Origin of the sequence: Rhodococcus sp. H-CA8f, assembly GCF_002501585.1 — a bacterium.
Classification (GTDB): domain Bacteria; phylum Actinomycetota; class Actinomycetes; order Mycobacteriales; family Mycobacteriaceae; genus Rhodococcus_F; species Rhodococcus_F erythropolis.
In genome coordinates this window covers 5,512,115-5,529,552 of record NZ_CP023720.1, presented here as the reverse complement: position 1 = coordinate 5,529,552, position 17,438 = coordinate 5,512,115, and the positions used below count along the sequence as shown (strand labels likewise).

The 17,438-nt window shown below is 62.9% G+C and carries 20 protein-coding genes; 19 read left to right on the top strand and 1 reads right to left on the bottom strand.

Annotated elements, in window-relative coordinates:
- The first annotated feature begins 244 nt into the window (after positions 1–244).
- The 13 genes from ftsH to CPI83_RS25665 all read left to right on the top strand — a co-directional run bounded on the left by ftsH (position 245) and on the right by CPI83_RS25665 (position 11,360).
- Positions 245–2,809, top strand: coding sequence for an ATP-dependent zinc metalloprotease FtsH (gene ftsH, locus CPI83_RS25725; protein ID WP_020968348.1), 2,565 nt, complete (start codon positions 245–247; stop codon positions 2,807–2,809).
- A 59-nt stretch (positions 2,810–2,868) separates the two neighbouring features.
- Positions 2,869–3,486: a GTP cyclohydrolase I FolE gene (folE, locus tag CPI83_RS25720; RefSeq protein ID WP_019746783.1), complete on the top strand. Its 618-nt coding sequence runs from the start codon at positions 2,869–2,871 to the stop codon at positions 3,484–3,486.
- A gap of 5 nt (positions 3,487–3,491) precedes the next feature.
- Positions 3,492–4,352, top strand: a complete 861-nt coding sequence (gene folP / locus CPI83_RS25715) for a dihydropteroate synthase (RefSeq protein WP_020968349.1) — start codon at positions 3,492–3,494, stop codon at positions 4,350–4,352.
- A 1-nt stretch (position 4,353) separates the two neighbouring features.
- Positions 4,354–4,719 (top strand): dihydroneopterin aldolase, encoded by a 366-nt coding sequence (gene folB, locus CPI83_RS25710; protein ID WP_003945780.1) that lies wholly within the window; start codon positions 4,354–4,356, stop codon positions 4,717–4,719.
- Positions 4,716–5,219, top strand: a complete 504-nt coding sequence (gene folK / locus CPI83_RS25705) for a 2-amino-4-hydroxy-6-hydroxymethyldihydropteridine diphosphokinase (protein ID WP_020968350.1) — start codon at positions 4,716–4,718, stop codon at positions 5,217–5,219. The genes folB and folK overlap by 4 nt, the downstream gene beginning before the upstream one ends.
- Before the next feature lie 17 nt (positions 5,220–5,236).
- On the top strand, positions 5,237–5,704 hold the full coding sequence (locus CPI83_RS25700) for a DUF3180 domain-containing protein (protein WP_153213529.1): 468 nt from the start codon (positions 5,237–5,239) through the stop codon (positions 5,702–5,704).
- Positions 5,705–5,772: 68 nt separating this feature from the next.
- The gene (locus CPI83_RS25695; RefSeq protein ID WP_198586320.1) at positions 5,773–6,891 is read left to right on the top strand and encodes a DUF6779 domain-containing protein; all 1,119 of its coding nucleotides are present in this window, start codon (positions 5,773–5,775) and stop codon (positions 6,889–6,891) included.
- Positions 6,892–7,001: 110 nt separating this feature from the next.
- The gene (locus tag CPI83_RS25690) at positions 7,002–7,943 is read left to right on the top strand and encodes a DUF2520 domain-containing protein (RefSeq protein WP_019746789.1); all 942 of its coding nucleotides are present in this window, start codon (positions 7,002–7,004) and stop codon (positions 7,941–7,943) included.
- Complete coding sequence (gene panC, locus CPI83_RS25685; RefSeq protein WP_170320391.1) at positions 7,936–8,868, top strand: pantoate--beta-alanine ligase; 933 nt, start codon at positions 7,936–7,938, stop codon at positions 8,866–8,868. The genes CPI83_RS25690 and panC overlap by 8 nt, the downstream gene beginning before the upstream one ends.
- A 27-nt stretch (positions 8,869–8,895) precedes the next feature.
- A complete protein-coding gene (gene panD, locus CPI83_RS25680; protein ID WP_003945761.1) occupies positions 8,896–9,342 on the top strand; it encodes an aspartate 1-decarboxylase in 447 nt (148 codons plus the stop codon).
- 3 nt (positions 9,343–9,345) lie between these two features.
- Positions 9,346–10,161, top strand: coding sequence for a type III pantothenate kinase (locus CPI83_RS25675; RefSeq protein ID WP_019746791.1), 816 nt, complete (start codon positions 9,346–9,348; stop codon positions 10,159–10,161).
- A gap of 261 nt (positions 10,162–10,422) precedes the next feature.
- A complete protein-coding gene (locus tag CPI83_RS25670; RefSeq protein WP_020906077.1) occupies positions 10,423–10,941 on the top strand; it encodes a cysteine dioxygenase family protein in 519 nt (172 codons plus the stop codon).
- Positions 10,938–11,360, top strand: coding sequence for a rhodanese-like domain-containing protein (locus CPI83_RS25665; protein WP_003945445.1), 423 nt, complete (start codon positions 10,938–10,940; stop codon positions 11,358–11,360). Before CPI83_RS25670 ends, CPI83_RS25665 begins: the two co-directional genes overlap by 4 nt.
- A 21-nt stretch (positions 11,361–11,381) precedes the next feature.
- Here the strand turns inward: CPI83_RS25665 and CPI83_RS25660 are convergent, their stop codons facing one another.
- Positions 11,382–12,341: an AraC family transcriptional regulator gene (locus CPI83_RS25660; RefSeq protein ID WP_097387919.1), complete on the bottom strand. Its 960-nt coding sequence runs from the start codon at positions 12,339–12,341 to the stop codon at positions 11,382–11,384.
- 80 nt (positions 12,342–12,421) lie between these two features.
- On the opposite strand from CPI83_RS25660, the gene CPI83_RS25655 reads away from it, so the two are divergent.
- From CPI83_RS25655 to CPI83_RS25625, 6 genes are all read left to right on the top strand, one after another.
- A complete protein-coding gene (locus CPI83_RS25655; protein WP_069147010.1) occupies positions 12,422–13,255 on the top strand; it encodes an NAD(P)H-binding protein in 834 nt (277 codons plus the stop codon).
- Complete coding sequence (locus CPI83_RS25650) at positions 13,252–13,755, top strand: anthrone oxygenase family protein (RefSeq protein WP_069146917.1); 504 nt, start codon at positions 13,252–13,254, stop codon at positions 13,753–13,755. Before CPI83_RS25655 ends, CPI83_RS25650 begins: the two co-directional genes overlap by 4 nt.
- Positions 13,756–13,766: 11 nt before the next feature.
- Positions 13,767–15,278: a lysine--tRNA ligase gene (lysS, locus tag CPI83_RS25645; protein WP_029254413.1), complete on the top strand. Its 1,512-nt coding sequence runs from the start codon at positions 13,767–13,769 to the stop codon at positions 15,276–15,278.
- Between the two features lie 341 nt (positions 15,279–15,619).
- Positions 15,620–15,853, top strand: coding sequence for a hypothetical protein (locus CPI83_RS25635; protein WP_070386735.1), 234 nt, complete (start codon positions 15,620–15,622; stop codon positions 15,851–15,853).
- 183 nt (positions 15,854–16,036) lie between these two features.
- The gene (locus CPI83_RS25630; protein ID WP_003945673.1) at positions 16,037–16,375 is read left to right on the top strand and encodes an Lsr2 family protein; all 339 of its coding nucleotides are present in this window, start codon (positions 16,037–16,039) and stop codon (positions 16,373–16,375) included.
- A 150-nt stretch (positions 16,376–16,525) separates the two neighbouring features.
- The gene (locus CPI83_RS25625) at positions 16,526–17,422 is read left to right on the top strand and encodes an alpha/beta fold hydrolase (protein ID WP_198586382.1); all 897 of its coding nucleotides are present in this window, start codon (positions 16,526–16,528) and stop codon (positions 17,420–17,422) included.
- Positions 17,423–17,438 lie beyond the last annotated feature (16 nt).

The following is a 17,438-nucleotide window of genomic DNA, read 5'->3' as shown; positions in this document are numbered from 1 at the left end:
GAAAAGCGCACGATAACCACTATGAGCATGTTCGCTCACAGGAAACTGTGCTGCGACGTAGCCCGGGAACCTGATCGGCAATGCGCACGTTGAACACAGTGACGACCGTTCCAACCAAGCGGCACGGCCGCTGGCGGGCATCGATGGGGCCGATCGCGGTAACCTGCAGGTGTCCGGTTGGCAGCCGGAAGGCGACCTGGCAGACCCGCACTCTCGAAAGGACCGGCCACATCGGCCGACCTGTATGAACCGTAAGACTGTGTTCCGTAACGTGCTACTCGTAGCCGTCGTGCTGTTGGTGATCTATGCCTTCAGCTACTTCAGCAACGACACCCGCGACTTCAAGACCGTCGACACCTCGGTCGCGATATCCCAACTCGACGCCAAGAACGTTGAGTCGGCGCAGATCGACGACCGTGAGCAGCAGGTTCGTCTGTGGCTCAAGAACGGCAACGACGCCACCGACGGTAAGACGCAGATCCTGGCGAAGTACCCCGCGAGTGCGTCGGAGCAGATCTTCGACAAGGTCGAAGGCGCCGGAGCGGACAAGTTCAACACGACGGTCACTCAGGAGAGTTGGCTGACGTCGATCCTTCTGTTCGTGCTGCCGATGATCATTCTGTTCGGCATCTTCTTCTTCGTCATGAACCGGATGCAGGGCGGCGGTGGTCGCGGCGGAGTCATGGGATTCGGTAAGTCGAAGGCCAAGCAGCTCACCAAGGACATGCCGAAAACCACGTTCGCCGACGTCGCCGGTGCGGACGAGGCTGTCGAAGAGCTGTACGAGATCAAGGACTTCCTGCAGAACCCGGCTCGCTACCAGGCGCTCGGCGCCAAGATTCCGCGCGGTGTGCTGCTGTACGGCCCTCCCGGAACCGGTAAGACGCTGCTCGCTCGCGCTGTCGCAGGCGAAGCCGGCGTCCCGTTCTTCACCATCTCCGGTTCGGACTTCGTCGAGATGTTCGTCGGTGTCGGTGCTTCGCGCGTTCGCGACATGTTCGAGCAGGCCAAGCAGAACAGCCCCTGCATCATCTTCGTCGACGAGATCGACGCAGTCGGTCGTCAGCGCGGCGCAGGACTGGGCGGCGGACACGACGAGCGCGAGCAGACGCTCAACCAGCTGCTCGTCGAGATGGACGGCTTCGGTGATCGCACCGGCATCATCTTGATCGCCGCAACCAACCGCCCCGACATCCTCGACCCAGCACTGCTTCGTCCGGGACGCTTCGATCGCCAGATTCCGGTCGGCGCGCCCGACCTCGCCGGTCGCCGTGCGATCCTGCGAGTGCACTCGCAGGGCAAGCCGATCGATCCCAACGCCGATCTCGAAGGCCTTGCCAAGCGGACCGTCGGAATGTCGGGCGCCGATCTTGCCAACGTCATCAACGAGGCTGCGCTGCTCACCGCACGCGAAAACGGGACCGTCATCACCGAAGCCTCGCTCGAGGAATCGGTGGACCGTGTTGTCGGTGGACCGCGGCGTAAGAGTCGCATCATCAGCGAGCACGAGAAGAAGATCACGGCGTACCACGAGGGCGGTCACACGCTGGCTGCTTGGGCAATGCCTGACATCGAGCCGGTCTACAAAGTCACGATCCTCGCTCGCGGTCGCACCGGCGGTCACGCGATGACCGTGCCCGAGGACGACAAGGGTTTGATGACGCGTTCCGAGATGATCGCTCGTCTCGTCATGGCAATGGGTGGACGCGCCGCCGAGGAGCTGGTGTTCCACGAGCCCACCACCGGAGCGTCGTCCGATATCGACATGGCGACCAAGATCGCACGCGCGATGGTCACCGAATACGGCATGAGTGCCAAACTCGGCGCGGTTCGCTACGGACAGGAGGGCGGGGATCCGTTCCTCGGCCGTTCGATGGGCGTTCAGTCCGACTACTCGCACGAGATCGCCCGCGAAATCGACGAGGAGGTGCGCAACCTGATCGAGGCGGCGCACACCGAAGCGTGGGCAATCCTCAACGAGTACCGCGATGCGCTCGACCTCATCGCTACCGAACTGCTCGAGCGTGAGACGTTGACTCGCAAGGACCTCGAGAAGATCCTTGCCGGCGTCGAAAAGCGTCCGCGTATCACGGCTTTCAACGATTTCGGTGGGCGCACGCCTTCGGATCGTCCGCCGGTGAAGACTCCTCGCGAACTCGCGATCGAGCGCGGCGAAACGTGGCCGGAGCCCGCTGCTGCACCTGTTCTCGTCAAGGCAGGCGCACCCAACAGCGGTGCCCCCAACGGCGGTGTCCCCAACAACGGTGGTCTCCCCAACAACGGCAACCAGGGACCTTCCAACGGCTACGCACAGCCCTCGTACCCGCAGCCGAGTGCTCCGCAGCAGACTCCGCAACCGGGAACACCCGACTACGGAGCGCCCGCCGGATGGTCGGCACCGGGTTGGCCTCCGCGTGAGAACCCGTCGCCGACGTACCCCGGACAGCAGTCGGGTGGGTACACCGGTGGACAGAATCCGACCCCGCCGAACCAGTCGCAGGGCCAGTACGGTCAGCCCCAACACGGTCAGCCCCAGCCCGATCAGGGGCAGTACGGTCAGCCGCATCCGGGACAGCAGGCGTACCCCGAGCAGCCGCACCCCGGCCGTCGTTACCCCGCGCAGCCCGATTACCCGGTGCAGTACCCGGACGGTGGACCCTTCGCCGATCCGAACCGGGGAAACCCGACCGGCGAAAACCAGTGGCAGAGCCCCGCACCGGAACAGCCGCAGACTCCGCCGCCGCATCATTCGGCTGAGGACGACGGCCCGAGCACCGCTCGCTGGGACGGACCGGACGGATCCCGCTGACCTTGCGCCACTAGGCTCTGCGGCGGGGGACCTGTGAACAATTCTCGAGGAGAGTTCGGTTGTCGGTGAATGATGTGGCCAGTGAACTGGTGTCGCTCGGAACGGGCCGCCCGTTCGATCAGGCGCGGGCAGAGGCTGCCGTACGGGAATTGTTGATCGCGGTCGGTGAAGATCCGGAGCGCCCAGGTCTGCTCGATACGCCGGCCCGGGTGGCGCGCTCGTACAAGGAGATCTTCGCGGGTCTGTACTCCGAGCCCGACGACGCGTTGAACACAACTTTCGACGAGGGTCACCAGGAATTGGTGCTCGTGCGAGACATTCCGATGTTCTCGACGTGCGAGCACCACCTGGTGTCTTTCCATGGTGTTGCTCACGTTGGCTACATCCCGGGAAAGTCGGGGAAGGTCACCGGCTTGTCGAAGCTCGCGCGCGTCGTCGATCTCTACGCCAAGCGTCCGCAGGTTCAAGAACGCCTGACCAGTCAGATCGCGGATGCTTTGATGCGCAAGCTCGATCCGCGTGGAGCCATCGTCGTCATCGAAGCCGAGCACCTCTGCATGGCGATGCGCGGTATCCGCAAGCCTGGAGCCAGCACGACCACGTCTGCGGTTCGTGGGCTCCTGCAATCCAGCGCGGCCTCACGGTCCGAAGCGCTGGACCTCATCCTTCGTAAGTGAGCGAGATGTCCGCGGCTCCCGTTGCAGGTAGCGATCCGGCCCGGATGGTCGTGATGGGGATTCTGAACGTCACCGCCGATTCGTTTTCCGACGGTGGTCAATTTCTCGATCGTGACGCGGCGATCGCTCGCGGGCTCGAACTGCAACGCATAGGCGTCGACATCGTCGACGTCGGCGGCGAGTCGACGCGCCCCGGAGCCACCCGCGTCGATCCGAAACTCGAGGCGGACCGTATTGCCCCGGTGATCGAAGAACTCGTGGCAGCCGGAATTCGCGTCAGCGTCGACACGATGCGTGCTTCCGTCGCCGCCGCCGCGATCGAAGCGGGCGCAGGCATCGTCAACGACGTGTCGGGCGGTCGCGCAGACCCCGACATGGCATCCGTTGTGGCCGACGCCGGAGTGCCCTGGATCCTCATGCATTGGCGCTCGGCCGGTGACTACGTCCATCGTGGCAGCGCCGATCACTACGACGACGTGGTCCGCGACGTCCGTGACGAACTGCTGTCGCAGGTCGATCTGGCGTTGAAAGCAGGGGTCGATTCGTCGTCGATCATCCTCGACCCCGGCCTCGGGTTCGCGAAGAACGCCGACCACAACTGGGCACTGTTGCGTGCACTACCCGAGTTCAACGCGACCGGATTCCCGGTACTGGTCGGCGCTTCCCGAAAGCGGTTCCTGGGGTCTCTGCTCAGCGATCCCGACGGCAATCCCCGTCCACCTGGTGGCCGCGAGACTGCGACGGCCGTGGTCTCGGCCCTTGCAGCACGTGAGGGTGCCTGGGGAGTTCGGGTGCACGACGCACAAGCCTCGCTCGACGCCATTGCCGTGGTCGACGCCTGGAACCGTGGACGAGAAAGGGCCTGACATGGGGGACCGAATCGAATTGCGCGGGCTGAAGGTTCGCGGCAATCACGGAGTGTTCGACCACGAGAAGCGTGACGGTCAGGACTTCTTCATCGACATCACCGTGTGGATGGACTTGGCTCCCGCCGCGGCGTCGGACGATCTGACCCAGACCCTGCACTACGGCGAGTTGGCGGAAGCCGCCGCAGCCATCGTCGCCGGCCCGTCGCGCGATCTCATCGAGACTGTCGCCGCTGAGATTGCCGACGACGTCATGAAAGATTCGCGAGTCGAGAGCGTCGAGGTCGTGGTCCACAAACCGTCGGCACCGATTCCGCTGGTTTTTGCGGACGTCGCCGTCGTCGCACATCGGACCAGATCGGCATGACGCGCGCTGTTCTGTCGATCGGTTCCAACATCGGCGACAGCGTGGCTCACCTGCAGTCCGTTGTCGACGGGTTGGGCAGCGCCGTCGTTGCTGTCTCACCGGTCTACTCGACGGCGCCGTGGGGTGGCGTCGAGCAGCAGGATTTCTTCAACGCGGTGGTGGTGGTCGACGATCCCGAGGCCGACGCCGCTGAGTGGCTTCGCCGGTCGCAAGCTCTCGAGGAAGCTGCAGACCGGGTGCGCGAAGAGCGTTGGGGACCCCGGAGCCTGGACGTGGACGTGGTCGACTGCGAAGGCGTCGTCAGTTCCGATCCCGTGCTCACCCTTCCCCATCCGCGAGCGCATCTACGGGCATTCGTTCTCGTTCCCTGGCTGGACGTCGAGCCTGACGCGACGCTGATCGTCGACGGCCAGAAGTTGTCGGTGGCACAAATTCTCGACGGCCTCGATCGCACTGAGCGTCAAGGTGTGCGCACTACCGATGTGGTGCTTGCGCGGTGACCGAAGAAGGCAAGGGTTTGAAGCCGACCCGGATCAGTGAACTCGCGGTTCTGGCTGCGGTTGCTGCTGTGGCGACCTGGATTCTGATTCGCGTGTTCTACGGTTCGATGCCGCCCATCCCCGTTTATGCGGGAGCGTCGCTGTACTTCGTGGCCGTTGCCGAGGCCGTCTTCGCTTTTGTCATTCGTTCACGCGTCAAGAACCGTCAGGTCGGAGACGGGCTCAGACAGCTTCATCCCATCACCGCCGCCCGAGCGCTGGCATTGGCCAAAGCATCCGCTTTGGTCGGTTCAGCTACCGTCGGTGTCTGGGTCGGAGTGCTGGTGTATCTCATCCCACAGCGCTCGGTTCTGCAGGCCGCAGCCTCCGACACGCCGGGCGCGTGGGTGGGGTTGGGCGCCGCAATTGCGCTGGTAGCGGCAGCTCTGTGGCTCGAACATTGTTGCAAGACGCCGGAAGATACACCTGACGAGCCCGCGCACTGACAGCCTGGTCGGCAAATCACCCACCGAGGTACGTGGCGACCCCGGTCTCGGCAAGTACCCTGGCAACCATGACAAATTCTGGTCGATCGAAGTCTGCGCGCCGAAGCAAGCGCAGCGCGAGCCAGATGATCATTGCTGCTCTTCTGGCACTTGCTGTCATTGCTTCGCTGTTTCTGATCTTCAGCAACAGCGTTCAGCTTCTTCGGGTGGGACTGGTCGTCGCTCTGTGGGCAGCCACCCTCGGCGCTATCGCCATGACCAAGTATCGGCGTGAGTCGGCACTGGACAAAGCCAAGGTTGCCGATCTGCAGACCGTGTACGAACTGCAGCTCGAACGTGAAATTTCGGCTCGACGTGAGTACGAACTGAGCGTCGAAGGTCGCGTGCGACGTGAGGTGACCGCGGACGCTGAGGAACTGGCCGGGCTACGCGCCGAATTGGTGGCGCTGCGCCGAAACCTCGAAGCACTGTTCGAAGGTGGACTGCTGCCCGAACAGACCGCGCTCAAGACCGATTCCACGCGAGTACCGGAACTTGGCGGTAGTTCGTACGGCGCGTATCAGCCGGCACCGTCGGGGCTGTACGTTCCCGGCGCCGGCCAGAACGGACCCAGCCAACCGGCACCGAACGTCGGCGGCTTGGCATCGCCCAACGACGATCCGGTGACTGCTGAGACTACCGTCGTGTTCGCTGAGACGTCGTGGCGCGACAGCAGCTTCGTGGCGCCGCGCGTCATACCGACGCAGAAGCCACAAGAGACGCAGAAGCCACAGAGTCAGAGCGGGAACCAGGCACCGAAGAGTTCCCCAGCGAGTTCCCCAGCGAGTTCCACGGTGAGTTCCTCGCCGACACGAACGGTGAAAGACGTTCCAGTGAAGGATGATCCGGAGCCGGTCGCGCCCGTCGAGCCTGAAGTCAAGGCGCCCGCCCAGGCCCCGAACATCGAAGACGCCGTCATCGAAGACGCTGTCGTCGAAGAGGCGCCCGAGGTTGTTCCCGAGATTGTCGCGGAAGCTGAACCCACTGCGGAGCCTGACGCAGAGCCGCGCCGTCGTCGTCGCGCTGCTCCGGAAGATGCCGCGAGCGGTGCTCATTCCAACGGATTGACCGTCGCCGAAATAATGGCGAACCTGAGTTCGAACAACCCGTCCGAAGGCTCCGGTCGACGTCGTCGCCGAGAGGACTGAGTCGCAGATCACTCGCCCGGCCATGGCGTGACGGTTCGGGCGAAGGATATCCTCGGACGCAGAACGTCTGGTACCCGCCGAGCGGGACTGGAACGAACGAGAGGAATCCGGTGACTTCCTTCGGGATCACTAATGGGCCTGCACCTGCGCGATTGACGGTAGGAATTGTCTCAGCAGGACGGGTCGGAACAGCTGTCGGTGCCGCATTGGAGCGAGCCGGTCATGTTGTCAGCGCTTGCTCCGCCGTCTCCAGTGCCTCGGTTGCCCGCGCTGTGAAGCGGCTTCCGGATACCGAAATTCTTCCGGCTGCCGACGTCGCAGCTCGCTCCGAACTGCTGATTCTTGCCGTTCCTGACGACCAGCTTGCGGATCTTGTTCGAGGTCTCGCGGCCACCCAAGCGGTCAAGCCGGGCACGCTCGTCGCCCATACGTCCGGTGCCAACGGCATCGCGATCCTGACTCCGCTCACCGAACTCGGCGCGCTGCCCTTGGCTATCCATCCGGCGATGACGTTCACCGGTCACGACGAGGACACCGCACGGCTGTCGTCGGCATGCTTCGGAATCACTGCTGCCGACGACATCGGTTACGCGATCGCGCAGTCACTGGTCCTCGAGATCGGCGGCGAGCCCGTCCGAGTGCGCGAGGAGAACCGCGCGCTCTACCACGCGGCACTGGCTCACGGCAGTAATCACCTGGTCACGCTCGTGGTCGACGCCGTCGAGGCGCTGCGAGCGTCGTTGCAAGGTGACGAGCTGCTCGGTCAACAGTTGGTCGACGGAGATCCGGGTGGAGTGGCCGAGCGTGTCCTGCAGCCGCTGCTGTCGGCAGCCTTGGACAACGCGCTACGACGCGGTCCCTCGGCGTTGACCGGTCCGGTGGCACGCGGCGACGCTGCTGCCGTCGACACACATTTGCGCGTACTGACAGAACTGGATCCGGAGCTCGCTGCCGGCTATCGGGCGATGTCCTTGCGATCGGCCCAGCGGGTGGGCGCCCCCACCGAATTGTTCGACATCTTGACTGAAACGGGAGGTGACCGTCGTGAGTGATCTGCAGGGCGGATACAAGCGCGGCGAACTGACGGTGCACCACGATCCGGACAAGCTTCGGCGCGTCTCGCGGGCACTGCGAGGTGTCGGGCGTCAGGTGGCGCTCGTTCCGACGATGGGTGCGCTGCATGCCGGCCACATCGAATTGGTTCGTCAGGCCAAGGTCACCGGCGCCGTCGTGATCGTTTCCATCTTCGTGAACCCGCTCCAGTTCGGTGCGGGCGAAGACCTGGACGCGTACCCGCGCACTCTCGATGCGGATCTCGACCTGCTTCGCGCCGAGGGCGTCGAATTGGTGTTCGCGCCGAGCGCCAAGACGATGTACCCGCGGGGCCAGCGCACCACCATCGTGCCGGGCCCGTTGGGTAGCGAACTCGAAGGCGGAGCGCGCCCCACTCACTTCGCCGGAATGCTGACGGTTGTGGCGAAGCTGCTGCAGATCGCGGCACCCAATCACGCGTACTTCGGTGAGAAGGATTACCAGCAGCTGACGCTCATCCGTCAGATGGTGTGGGATCTCAACTTCGATGTACAGATCATCGGAGTTCCGACGGTCCGCGAGTTCGACGGCCTCGCGTTGTCCTCTCGCAATCGCTACCTCGACGAGGGGCAGCGCGCTGCAGCGGTCGCGCTTTCCGCTGCTCTGATCGCCGGTGCACACGCGGCGTCCGGGGGAGCGGAAGCAATTCTGGAAACCGCACGCGCTGTTCTGGCAGCTGTTCCGGAAATCGAGGTCGACTACCTCGAGGTTCGGGGCGTCGATCTGGGCCCCGCGCCCGAGCGAGGTGACGGCCGACTGTTGGTGGCCGCCAAGCTCGGAACCACCCGTTTGATCGACAACGTCGGTGTCGCGGTGGGAACCGGTTTCCTCGAGCGTGACACCGACCCATCCGCCGACGCCATCGACGACCTGCTGTCTCACTGAGCACTTTTCACGAGTAAGGACCTGGATATGTTTCGCACAATGATGAAGTCGAAGATCCACCGCGCCACCGTGACTCACGCCGACCTGCATTACGTCGGCTCCGTCACCGTCGACCAGGATCTGATGGACGCCGCAGACCTCCTCGAAGGCGAACAGGTGTGCATCGTCGACATCGACAACGGTGCGCGTCTCGAGACGTACGTCATCGCCGGCGAGCGCGGAACCGGTGTCATCGGAATCAACGGTGCGGCAGCGCATCTGGTCAAGCCGGGCGATCTGGTCATCCTCATCGCCTACGGCGTGATGAACGAGCAGGAAGTCAAGGAGTACTCCCCGCGTGTCGTCTTCGTCGATGCCGACAACAAGCAGATCGAACTCGGCTCAGACCCGGCTCACGCGCCGGAGGGTTCGGGTCTGATCACCCCGCGCATGCTGTCGACACTCGAGGCCTCGCGCGAATCCAGCCTGGTGTAATCCATGCTGCTCACGGTCGACGTGCGGAACACCAATATCGTTCTGGGATTGTTCTCCGGGACTGGTGAGTATTCGAAGCTGTTGCAGGACTGGCGAATGCGAACCGACCCTCGGATGACTGCCGACGAGTTGGCGTTGACCTTCCGTGGGCTGTTGGGTACTCATGTCGATGAGATCACCGGCGTTGCGGCGCTGTCGACAGTGCCGTCCGTCTTGCGTGAAATCCGCGTGATGCTGGAGCGGTACTGGGGTCACGTTCCCCACGTGGTGGTCGAACCGGGTATTCGCACCGGTGTGCCACTGCTGGTGGACAACCCCAAAGAGGTGGGGGCCGACCGGATCGTCAACAGTCTTGCCGCTCACCATCTTTACGAGGGTCCGTGCATTGTCGTGGACTTCGGTACGTCGACCTGTGTCGACGTCGTTTCCGCCAAGGGTGAGTTTCTGGGCGGCTGCATCGCGCCCGGACTCGAGATCTCGACCGATGCCTTGGCGTCGCAGTCCGCTGCGCTGCGCAAGGTCGAATTGGTGCGCCCGCGTTCGGTGGTCGGCAAGAACACCGTCGAATGCATGCAGTCCGGTGCGGTATTCGGCTTTGCCGGCCTCGTTGACGGATTGGTCAACCGCGTACGCGACGAACTGCCGGAGTTCGGTGGTGACGACGTCTCCGTGATCGCAACCGGGGACAGCGCACCGCTGATCATTCCCGAATCCGACACTATCGATCACCTCGAACGGGACCTCACTCTCGAGGGGCTGAGGTTGGTCTTCGAGCGCAATCAGGCGCGTCGTGGATCCGGTCGACGACCGGTCGCCTGATCGATGGTTTCGTTCCAGCAGTTTCGCGATTGCAAAAGTTATGCCACAATGGTGCTCGTGAATCGCTGCATGGGTGCTCAGGAGTGTTGTCGAGGCTGACCGCTGCCTTGACCAATTCACATTCCTTGGAGCTAGCTCGTGCTATCCACATATTCTGCAGATCTCTCTGTTTTGACCCCTACTCTCGCTGCTGATCGTGCTGTTTCCGCAGGTCGTAGCGCTAGTCGTGGGGCGTCCGGACGCCGTCCGAGTGGTGCGTCGTTGCCTACCCGCCTTCGCCCGGCCGATTTGCTGCGACTGACCGACGAGGGAGCGAACGGCGTGCTCGACGGCCGTTTCGACCACCTCATTCCCGACGCCTTCCCGACGCTCGATCGTTGGTCCACTCGCCTGCATGCGGACGACGACGTCGATGTGTGGCTCATCAGCTGGGTACCCGAACGCAACACCGAATTGCACGACCACGCAGGTTCGTTCGGCGCATTGACCGTCCTCAGTGGTTCTCTCACCGAATTCCGTTGGGCCGGTGACGCCCTGGTGGAACGCCAGCTCGACGCCGGCGATCAGGCTTCGTTCCCGCTCGGCTGGGTTCACGATGTCGTGCGTTCGACGGATGCTCCTGGTGCTCCGATCGAAATCAGCTCTGATGCACCGACTCTGAGTGTTCACGCCTACTCGCCGCCACTGACGGCAATGTCCTTCTACGAAGTGACGGATCACCGGACTCTTCGTCGCACCCGTACCGAGCTGACCGACCTGCCCGAGGGGGGCACCAAATGACCATCGACCAAATGCTCGACGACGCTCGCGCACAGATCGATCGTATGTACGTCTTCCAGCTCACCGAAGCCTTCCATCGCGGCGCGATCTTCGTCGACATTCGCCCGCAGGCGCAGCGCGCCATCGAGGGAACTCTCCCCGGTGCACTCGCGATCGAGCGAAACGTTCTCGAGTGGCGTCTCGACCCCACCAGCAGCGCACACCTCGCGTTGGCCACCGACCACGACGTCGAGTGGGTAATCGTCTGCTCCGAGGGCTACACCTCGAGCCTGGCCGCAGCGTCGTTGCAGCAGTTGGGTCTGCACAAGGCAACCGATCTCGTGGGCGGGTACCAGGCGATCAAGGCCGCCGGACTGCTCGGTGCGCTCAGCGGAGTGCGTCATTGCTCCCGCGAATTGGCGGCGGTTTCGGCTCATTGAGGTATCTGCTGTGCGCCTTTATTAACCGCGGGCGGTTAATAAAGGCGCACAGCGGGTCTGGCGGTAAATCTTCGGGCTCATTCCGTGATGGCGGGTGAAGGCCGTCGTGAGCGCAAAGGGGCTCGAGTAGCCCACTTCTCGCGCGATCGAGGACACCGTTCGTGCCGGGTCTGCGAGTAGATCCGCCGCCACCGACAAGCGCCACTCGGTCAGATAGCCGACGGGTCCGATCCCCATGAGACCGGTGAACCGGCGCGCGAAGGCCGCTCGTGAGCTGCCGGACTCCTGGGCCAGGCTCGCGACCGTCCAGGGGTGTTCCGGCCGATTGTGTATGAGCCGCAAGGCATGCCCGATGACGGGATCCTCGTAGGCCTTGATCCATCGCGGTGATCGATTCGGGTTCTCGGCGAACCATGTACGGACCGCCGAGATCAGGACCAGGTCCAGGAGCCTGTCCAACAACACTTCTTGTCCTGGCCCGTCGGCGGCGATCTGTTGTTCCAGAAGGTTTGTCATCGGCGCGGTTTCGATGCTGCGTCGCATTACCGCGACGGGTGTCAGGCTGTCGAGGATCTGACGGCTGACATAGGAGTCCAAACGGTATGTGCCCGTGAGCATGACGGTCTGGCCGCTGGTCGAGTTGCCCCACGTGCGAACGCCGAGAACCGACATGTCCTCGAGTGGCGATCCGTCGACTGCGGCGCAGTTTTGTGCCTCGTCGATGAGTACGTGGACCGGGGTGTCCGGGTGATCGGCGACCGTATAGGGATCGGGGCCGCGCAGGAGCGCAATGTCGCCGGCCTCGAGATCTTCGGTCTGTCCGGTGTCGGAGACGACAACTGCGGTGCCGCGAACCAGAACCAGCACGGTGATCCGTGCGTGGTCCTCGATACGTAATGACCACGGTGGATCGAGCAGCGAGCGCAGCAGAAAAGCGCCCTCCGCCCGCGACCCGGCCAGCATCATCGACAATGCATCCATGTTTCGACGGTAGACGCTGACGTATGTTTTTGCGACCTTCGACTATGGATCGTATTGACGCTCCGCGGTCGAATGAGTACATGACGACAACAAGCGACATTCAATCGGCAGTAGTGATCGGTGGTACCGGTAAGACCGGTGCGCGCGTTGCGCAGAGGCTGACGGCGGTGGGAATCCGTACCAGAATCGCGTCGAGAACATCCGGGACGCGTTTCGACTGGAACGATCAGACGACGTGGCAGCCTGCAGTGTCCGGCGTCGACGTGGCATATGTGACGTATGCGCCGGACCTCGCAGTGCCGGAATCGAGCACCCACATCGAGGAACTCGCTGAGCTTGCGTACCGCGAAGGGGTTCGTCGCATGGTGCTCCTGTCCGGGCGCGGTGAACCGGCGGCGCAGAAAGCCGAGCAGGTTCTGGCCGACACCGGTCTGGAATGGGCTGTGGTGCGGGCCAGTTGGTTTGCCCAGAACTTCAGTGAGGGGTATCTACTCGATCCGATTCGGGAAGGCCACCTGGCACTTCCGGTCGGTGAAGTGGGGGAGCCGTTCATCGACGTCGACGATCTCGCTGACGTGGCGGTCGCCGCATTGACTCGAACCGACCTCCTCGGCCGAGTTCTCGAGGTGACGGGTCCGGAGTTGCTCACCTTCGCGGAGGCGGTTGAGGCGATTTCGGCGGCGTCGGGGCGTGCGGTGTCATTCGAAAGAATTGGACTGCAACAGTTTTCCGACGGCATGGCAGAAGTTGGCGTCCCGAGTGATGTCGTGGAGTTGCTCACTTACTTGTTTGCCGAGGTTCTCGACGGACGAAATCAAAGTGTGACCGGCGTCGTCGAAGAGGTCCTGGAACGACCCGCTCGAGATTTCACCACTTTTGCCGCCGAGGCTGCTCGAACGGGGGTCTGGTCGTGAAGAAATCCGAGATCTTCTTGGAGTTGCTCGTCGGCGTGACTGCGCTCGGCGCGCTCGTTGCCGGTGGTGCGTTGTTCGCGTTCTCGTCCTTCGTAATGCCCGCTCTGCGGTCGGTCGATGCACACGCCGCGATCACGTCGATGCAGGCGATCAACGTCGAAGCACCGCGGAGCGCCTTGATGCTGCCACTCGTCGGATCGGCGCTCACCGCGATCGCCACCGGAATCTGGGCAGCGATCTCCAGACCGGACGGCTGGGTCCTTGCCGTTGTCGGTTGCGTCGGGGTGCTCGCGGCCTTCGCGGTGACAGCGATCTACCACGTCCCCCGCAACGACGCTTTTGCCTCGGTCAGCGCTGCCGATGCAGCCGCATGGGCGTCGTACGAGGTGGGTTGGACGGTGTGGAATCACGTCAGGGTTGCGCTGTACCTCCTGTCGGGAATCGTGCTCGCGGTCGCCGCGGTGCTACCAGCAACAAACGCGGTGGACACGGCCCAGTAGTCTTGTACCCCGTGAGTGATGTAGAAGCCCAGCCAGTCGACGACACCCCCGAGCAGCTCCGTATCCGGCGAGAGAAGCGTGAACGGATCCTCGCGCAGGGGCAGGAGGCGTACCCGGTTTCGGTCGATCGCACCCACACGCTCGCGCAGATCCGCGCGGAGTACCCGGAACTCGAGCCGGACACGGCGACTGGCGTGCTGGTCGGCGTCGTCGGCCGCGTCATCTTCATGCGCAACACCGGCAAGCTGTGCTTCGCGACTCTGCAGGAAGGCGACGGTACCCAGCTGCAGGCCATGATCAGCCTCGCCGGCGTCGGCGAAGAGGCACTGGCTGCCTGGAAGTCCGACGTCGACCTCGGCGACTTCGTCTTCATCCACGGTGAGGTCATCAGCTCCCGTCGCGGCGAGCTCAGCGTGATGGCCGACGCGTGGCAGATCGCGTCCAAGGCGCTGCGTCCCCTGCCGGTCGCTCACAAGGAAATGAGTGAAGAGTCCCGGGTGCGTCAGCGCTACGCGGACCTGATCGTTCGGCCCGAGGCTCGGGACAACGCCCGCAAGCGCGTCGCTGTTGTCCGTGCGCTGCGTAATGCGCTCGAGAGCCGCGGCTTCCTCGAGGTCGAGACGCCGATGCTGCAGACGCTGCACGGCGGCGCGGCAGCTCGCCCGTTCGTCACGCACTCCAACGCCCTCGACATCGACCTGTACCTGCGTATCGCGCCGGAACTGTTCCTCAAGCGTTGCGTCGTCGGCGGTATCGAGAAGGTCTTCGAGATCAACCGCAACTTCCGCAACGAGGGCGTCGACTCCACTCACTCGCCCGAGTTCGCGATGCTCGAGACGTACGAGGCCTACGGCACGTACGACGATTCCGCGAAGATGATTCGTGAGCTCGTCCAGGAAGTTGCGCAGGAAGCATTCGGCACGCAGGTCCTCACCCTCGCCGACGGTTCCGAGTACGACGTCAGTGGCGAGTGGCAGGTTCTCGAGATGTACCCGTCGCTGTCGGCTGCCATCGGCACCGAGGTCACGCCGGATACAACGGTCGACGAGCTTCTCGCTCTGGCGGAGAAGGTAGGCCTCGAGGTTCCCAAGGACAAGGGCTACGGCCACGGCAAGCTCGTCGAGGAGTTGTGGGAGCACCAGTGCGGCGATCAGCTGTACGTGCCGACGTTCGTCCGTGACTTCCCGGTCGAGACGTCGCCCCTGACCCGTGATCACCGAAGCAAGAAGGGTGTCACCGAGAAGTGGGACCTGTACATCCGCGGATTCGAGTTGGCGACCGGCTACTCCGAACTTGTCGACCCGGTCATCCAGCGTGAGCGCTTTGTCGACCAGGCGCGCCTCGCGTCGGCAGGCGACGACGAAGCGATGGTGCTGGACGAGGAGTTCCTCGCCGCGATGGAACAGGGCATGCCGCCGACCACCGGCACCGGCATGGGAATCGATCGACTGCTGATGGCTTTGACGGGTCTCGGTATTCGCGAGACGATCCTCTTCCCGATCGTTCGCCCGTCCGCTCGCTAGCTTTACTTCGATCAAGGTTCGGCCGCACATGTTGCGGCCGAACCTTTTTCAGTTGGGGCACTCCCAAGGTATTCGATACGGTTCACAGTCGGCGTCGTCGTCGGCTATCGGCGGTGCCGAAAACCAGATGAATCTGGGTGAATTCTTCAGCTCGATCAGCTCAGCGGGGAGCGCTCGTAGTTGGGATTCGATTTGTTCCCAACGACATTCGCCTGCGGCAAAGGATTCATCCATGCGTGGTCGCCTGAGTTTCGGACTTTCGAATTGTTGCGATGATTTGGTCGATCGTGCCCTGGTTGAGTGCGTCAGGTAGTCCCTGATCCGACTGGACAAGGAAGACCATGACCTCGGCTGTGGAGTATCCGGGTGTGGTGACGACATCGAATTGTGCTGAGGGCGGATCGCATTCGTTGTCCGCCGGGATATTTGTGACGGTTGCGGTGTACCGGATCGCAGGGCGTCCGGAGATGGTGAAATTCGTGGGTCCGCTGTACGCGATGCTGGCGAGAGTGCCGTTCTTGGAGGCGAAGATTGCGCTCGGTAGAGGTCTTTTCTCGAGTCGTCGTCTGTCATGATTCCCCCGTCTGGATGCATCCCCCGACGCGCCGCAAGGAATGTATCGGCACTGTCTTTGTCGCAAGACAAGTCGACTGGCATACCCGGCGGAGATCAGTCCCAATCATCCGGACGAGCCAAGACAGGACGTTTGTCCAGGTGCTATTGTCGCTGCTTATCGAAGGATCTGGGGAGGAATGGTCGTGGTGAAAAAGGTTGTTGTCACGATGGTTGACGATCTGGACAAAAAATCGCCCGCGGACGAAACTGTGGAGTTTTCCGTCGACGGAGTTGCTTACGAAATCGATCTGACCGCCGCCCACGCCGCGGAACTGCGCGATGCACTGAAAAAGTGGATTCCGCATGCGAGAAAGTCGAATTCCGCCAAATCGGTCAACGGAGCGGTGACCAAATCCCGTCCCGTTGCGGACCGCGATCAGAGTGCCGCCATCCGCGAATGGGCCAAGGGTGCGGGCTTCGAGATTTCGGCCCGCGGTCGTATTTCCACCGAGGTGCGCCGAGCCTACGAAAAGGCCGTCTGAAATGGATCGCGAATGGATTCGGGCGCATTTTGCCGAAACGGATTGATAACGCGTTCTAGTTTGTTAGCGTCTGCACGGTTCGCATCTCTCGTAGAGGAGTCGGTCGTGCACAGAATCAGGTTGTTCGGGGGCGTGGTTCTTGCCGCTCTGATGCTTGTCGGGTTCACCTCCGTGGCTTCGGCTCAGGCCCCGTTGCCCGTGCCCAATGCCTTCCTTGCCGGTGTTCCTCAGGAGTTGGGAAATCCTGGCGGTTCAGCTCCTGGATCCAATGACTTTTTGTGTAAACCGACTGCCGAACATCCCAATCCGGTTGTGCTCGTTCACGGAACGGGTGGAAACAGGCAGACCAACTGGGCCACCTATGCGCCGTTGCTCGCCAACGAGGGCTACTGCGTCTTCGCGCTGACGTACGGCAACTTCCCCGAGCAGCCGTGGCCGTTGTCGGCCATCGGTGGAATGCAGGAAATTCCCTCCAGCGCAGCACAATTGTCGGATTTCGTCGATCAAGTTCTGGGCGCTACGGGCGCAACGTCGGTGGATCTCGTCGGGCATTCGCAAGGCACGATCATCAACGGGTACTACGCGAAGTTCCTCGGCGGTGCCGACAAAGTGGACAACATCGTCTCGGTGGCATCGCTGTGGAAGGGAACCCTCGGAAACGAGCAGGCAAGTATCGGCCGCAGCCTTCGCGAACTCGGGGTATCCGAGGCGGCACAGGCAGGATTCCCGATCTGCAAGGCGTGCCTGAACATGGGAGCCGGTTCGGAGTTCATCGAAAATCTCCGTGCGGGAGGCGTTTACGCGCCGGGCGTTCACTACACGAACATCACGACGCGCTACGACGAACTGGTGCTGCCGTATACAAATGGGCTGGAGCCCGGGCCGAACGCAACCAACATCGTCGTCCAGGACGGTTGTGAGCAAGACATCTCCGATCATCTCGCCATCGCGGCATCGCTGCGCGCGGCGACTTTTGCTCTCAATGCACTCGATCCCGCGCATCAGCGGCCGGTACCGTGCAACTCGGTATTGCCCGTCGTGGGTTGATCAATATGTGGAGGCC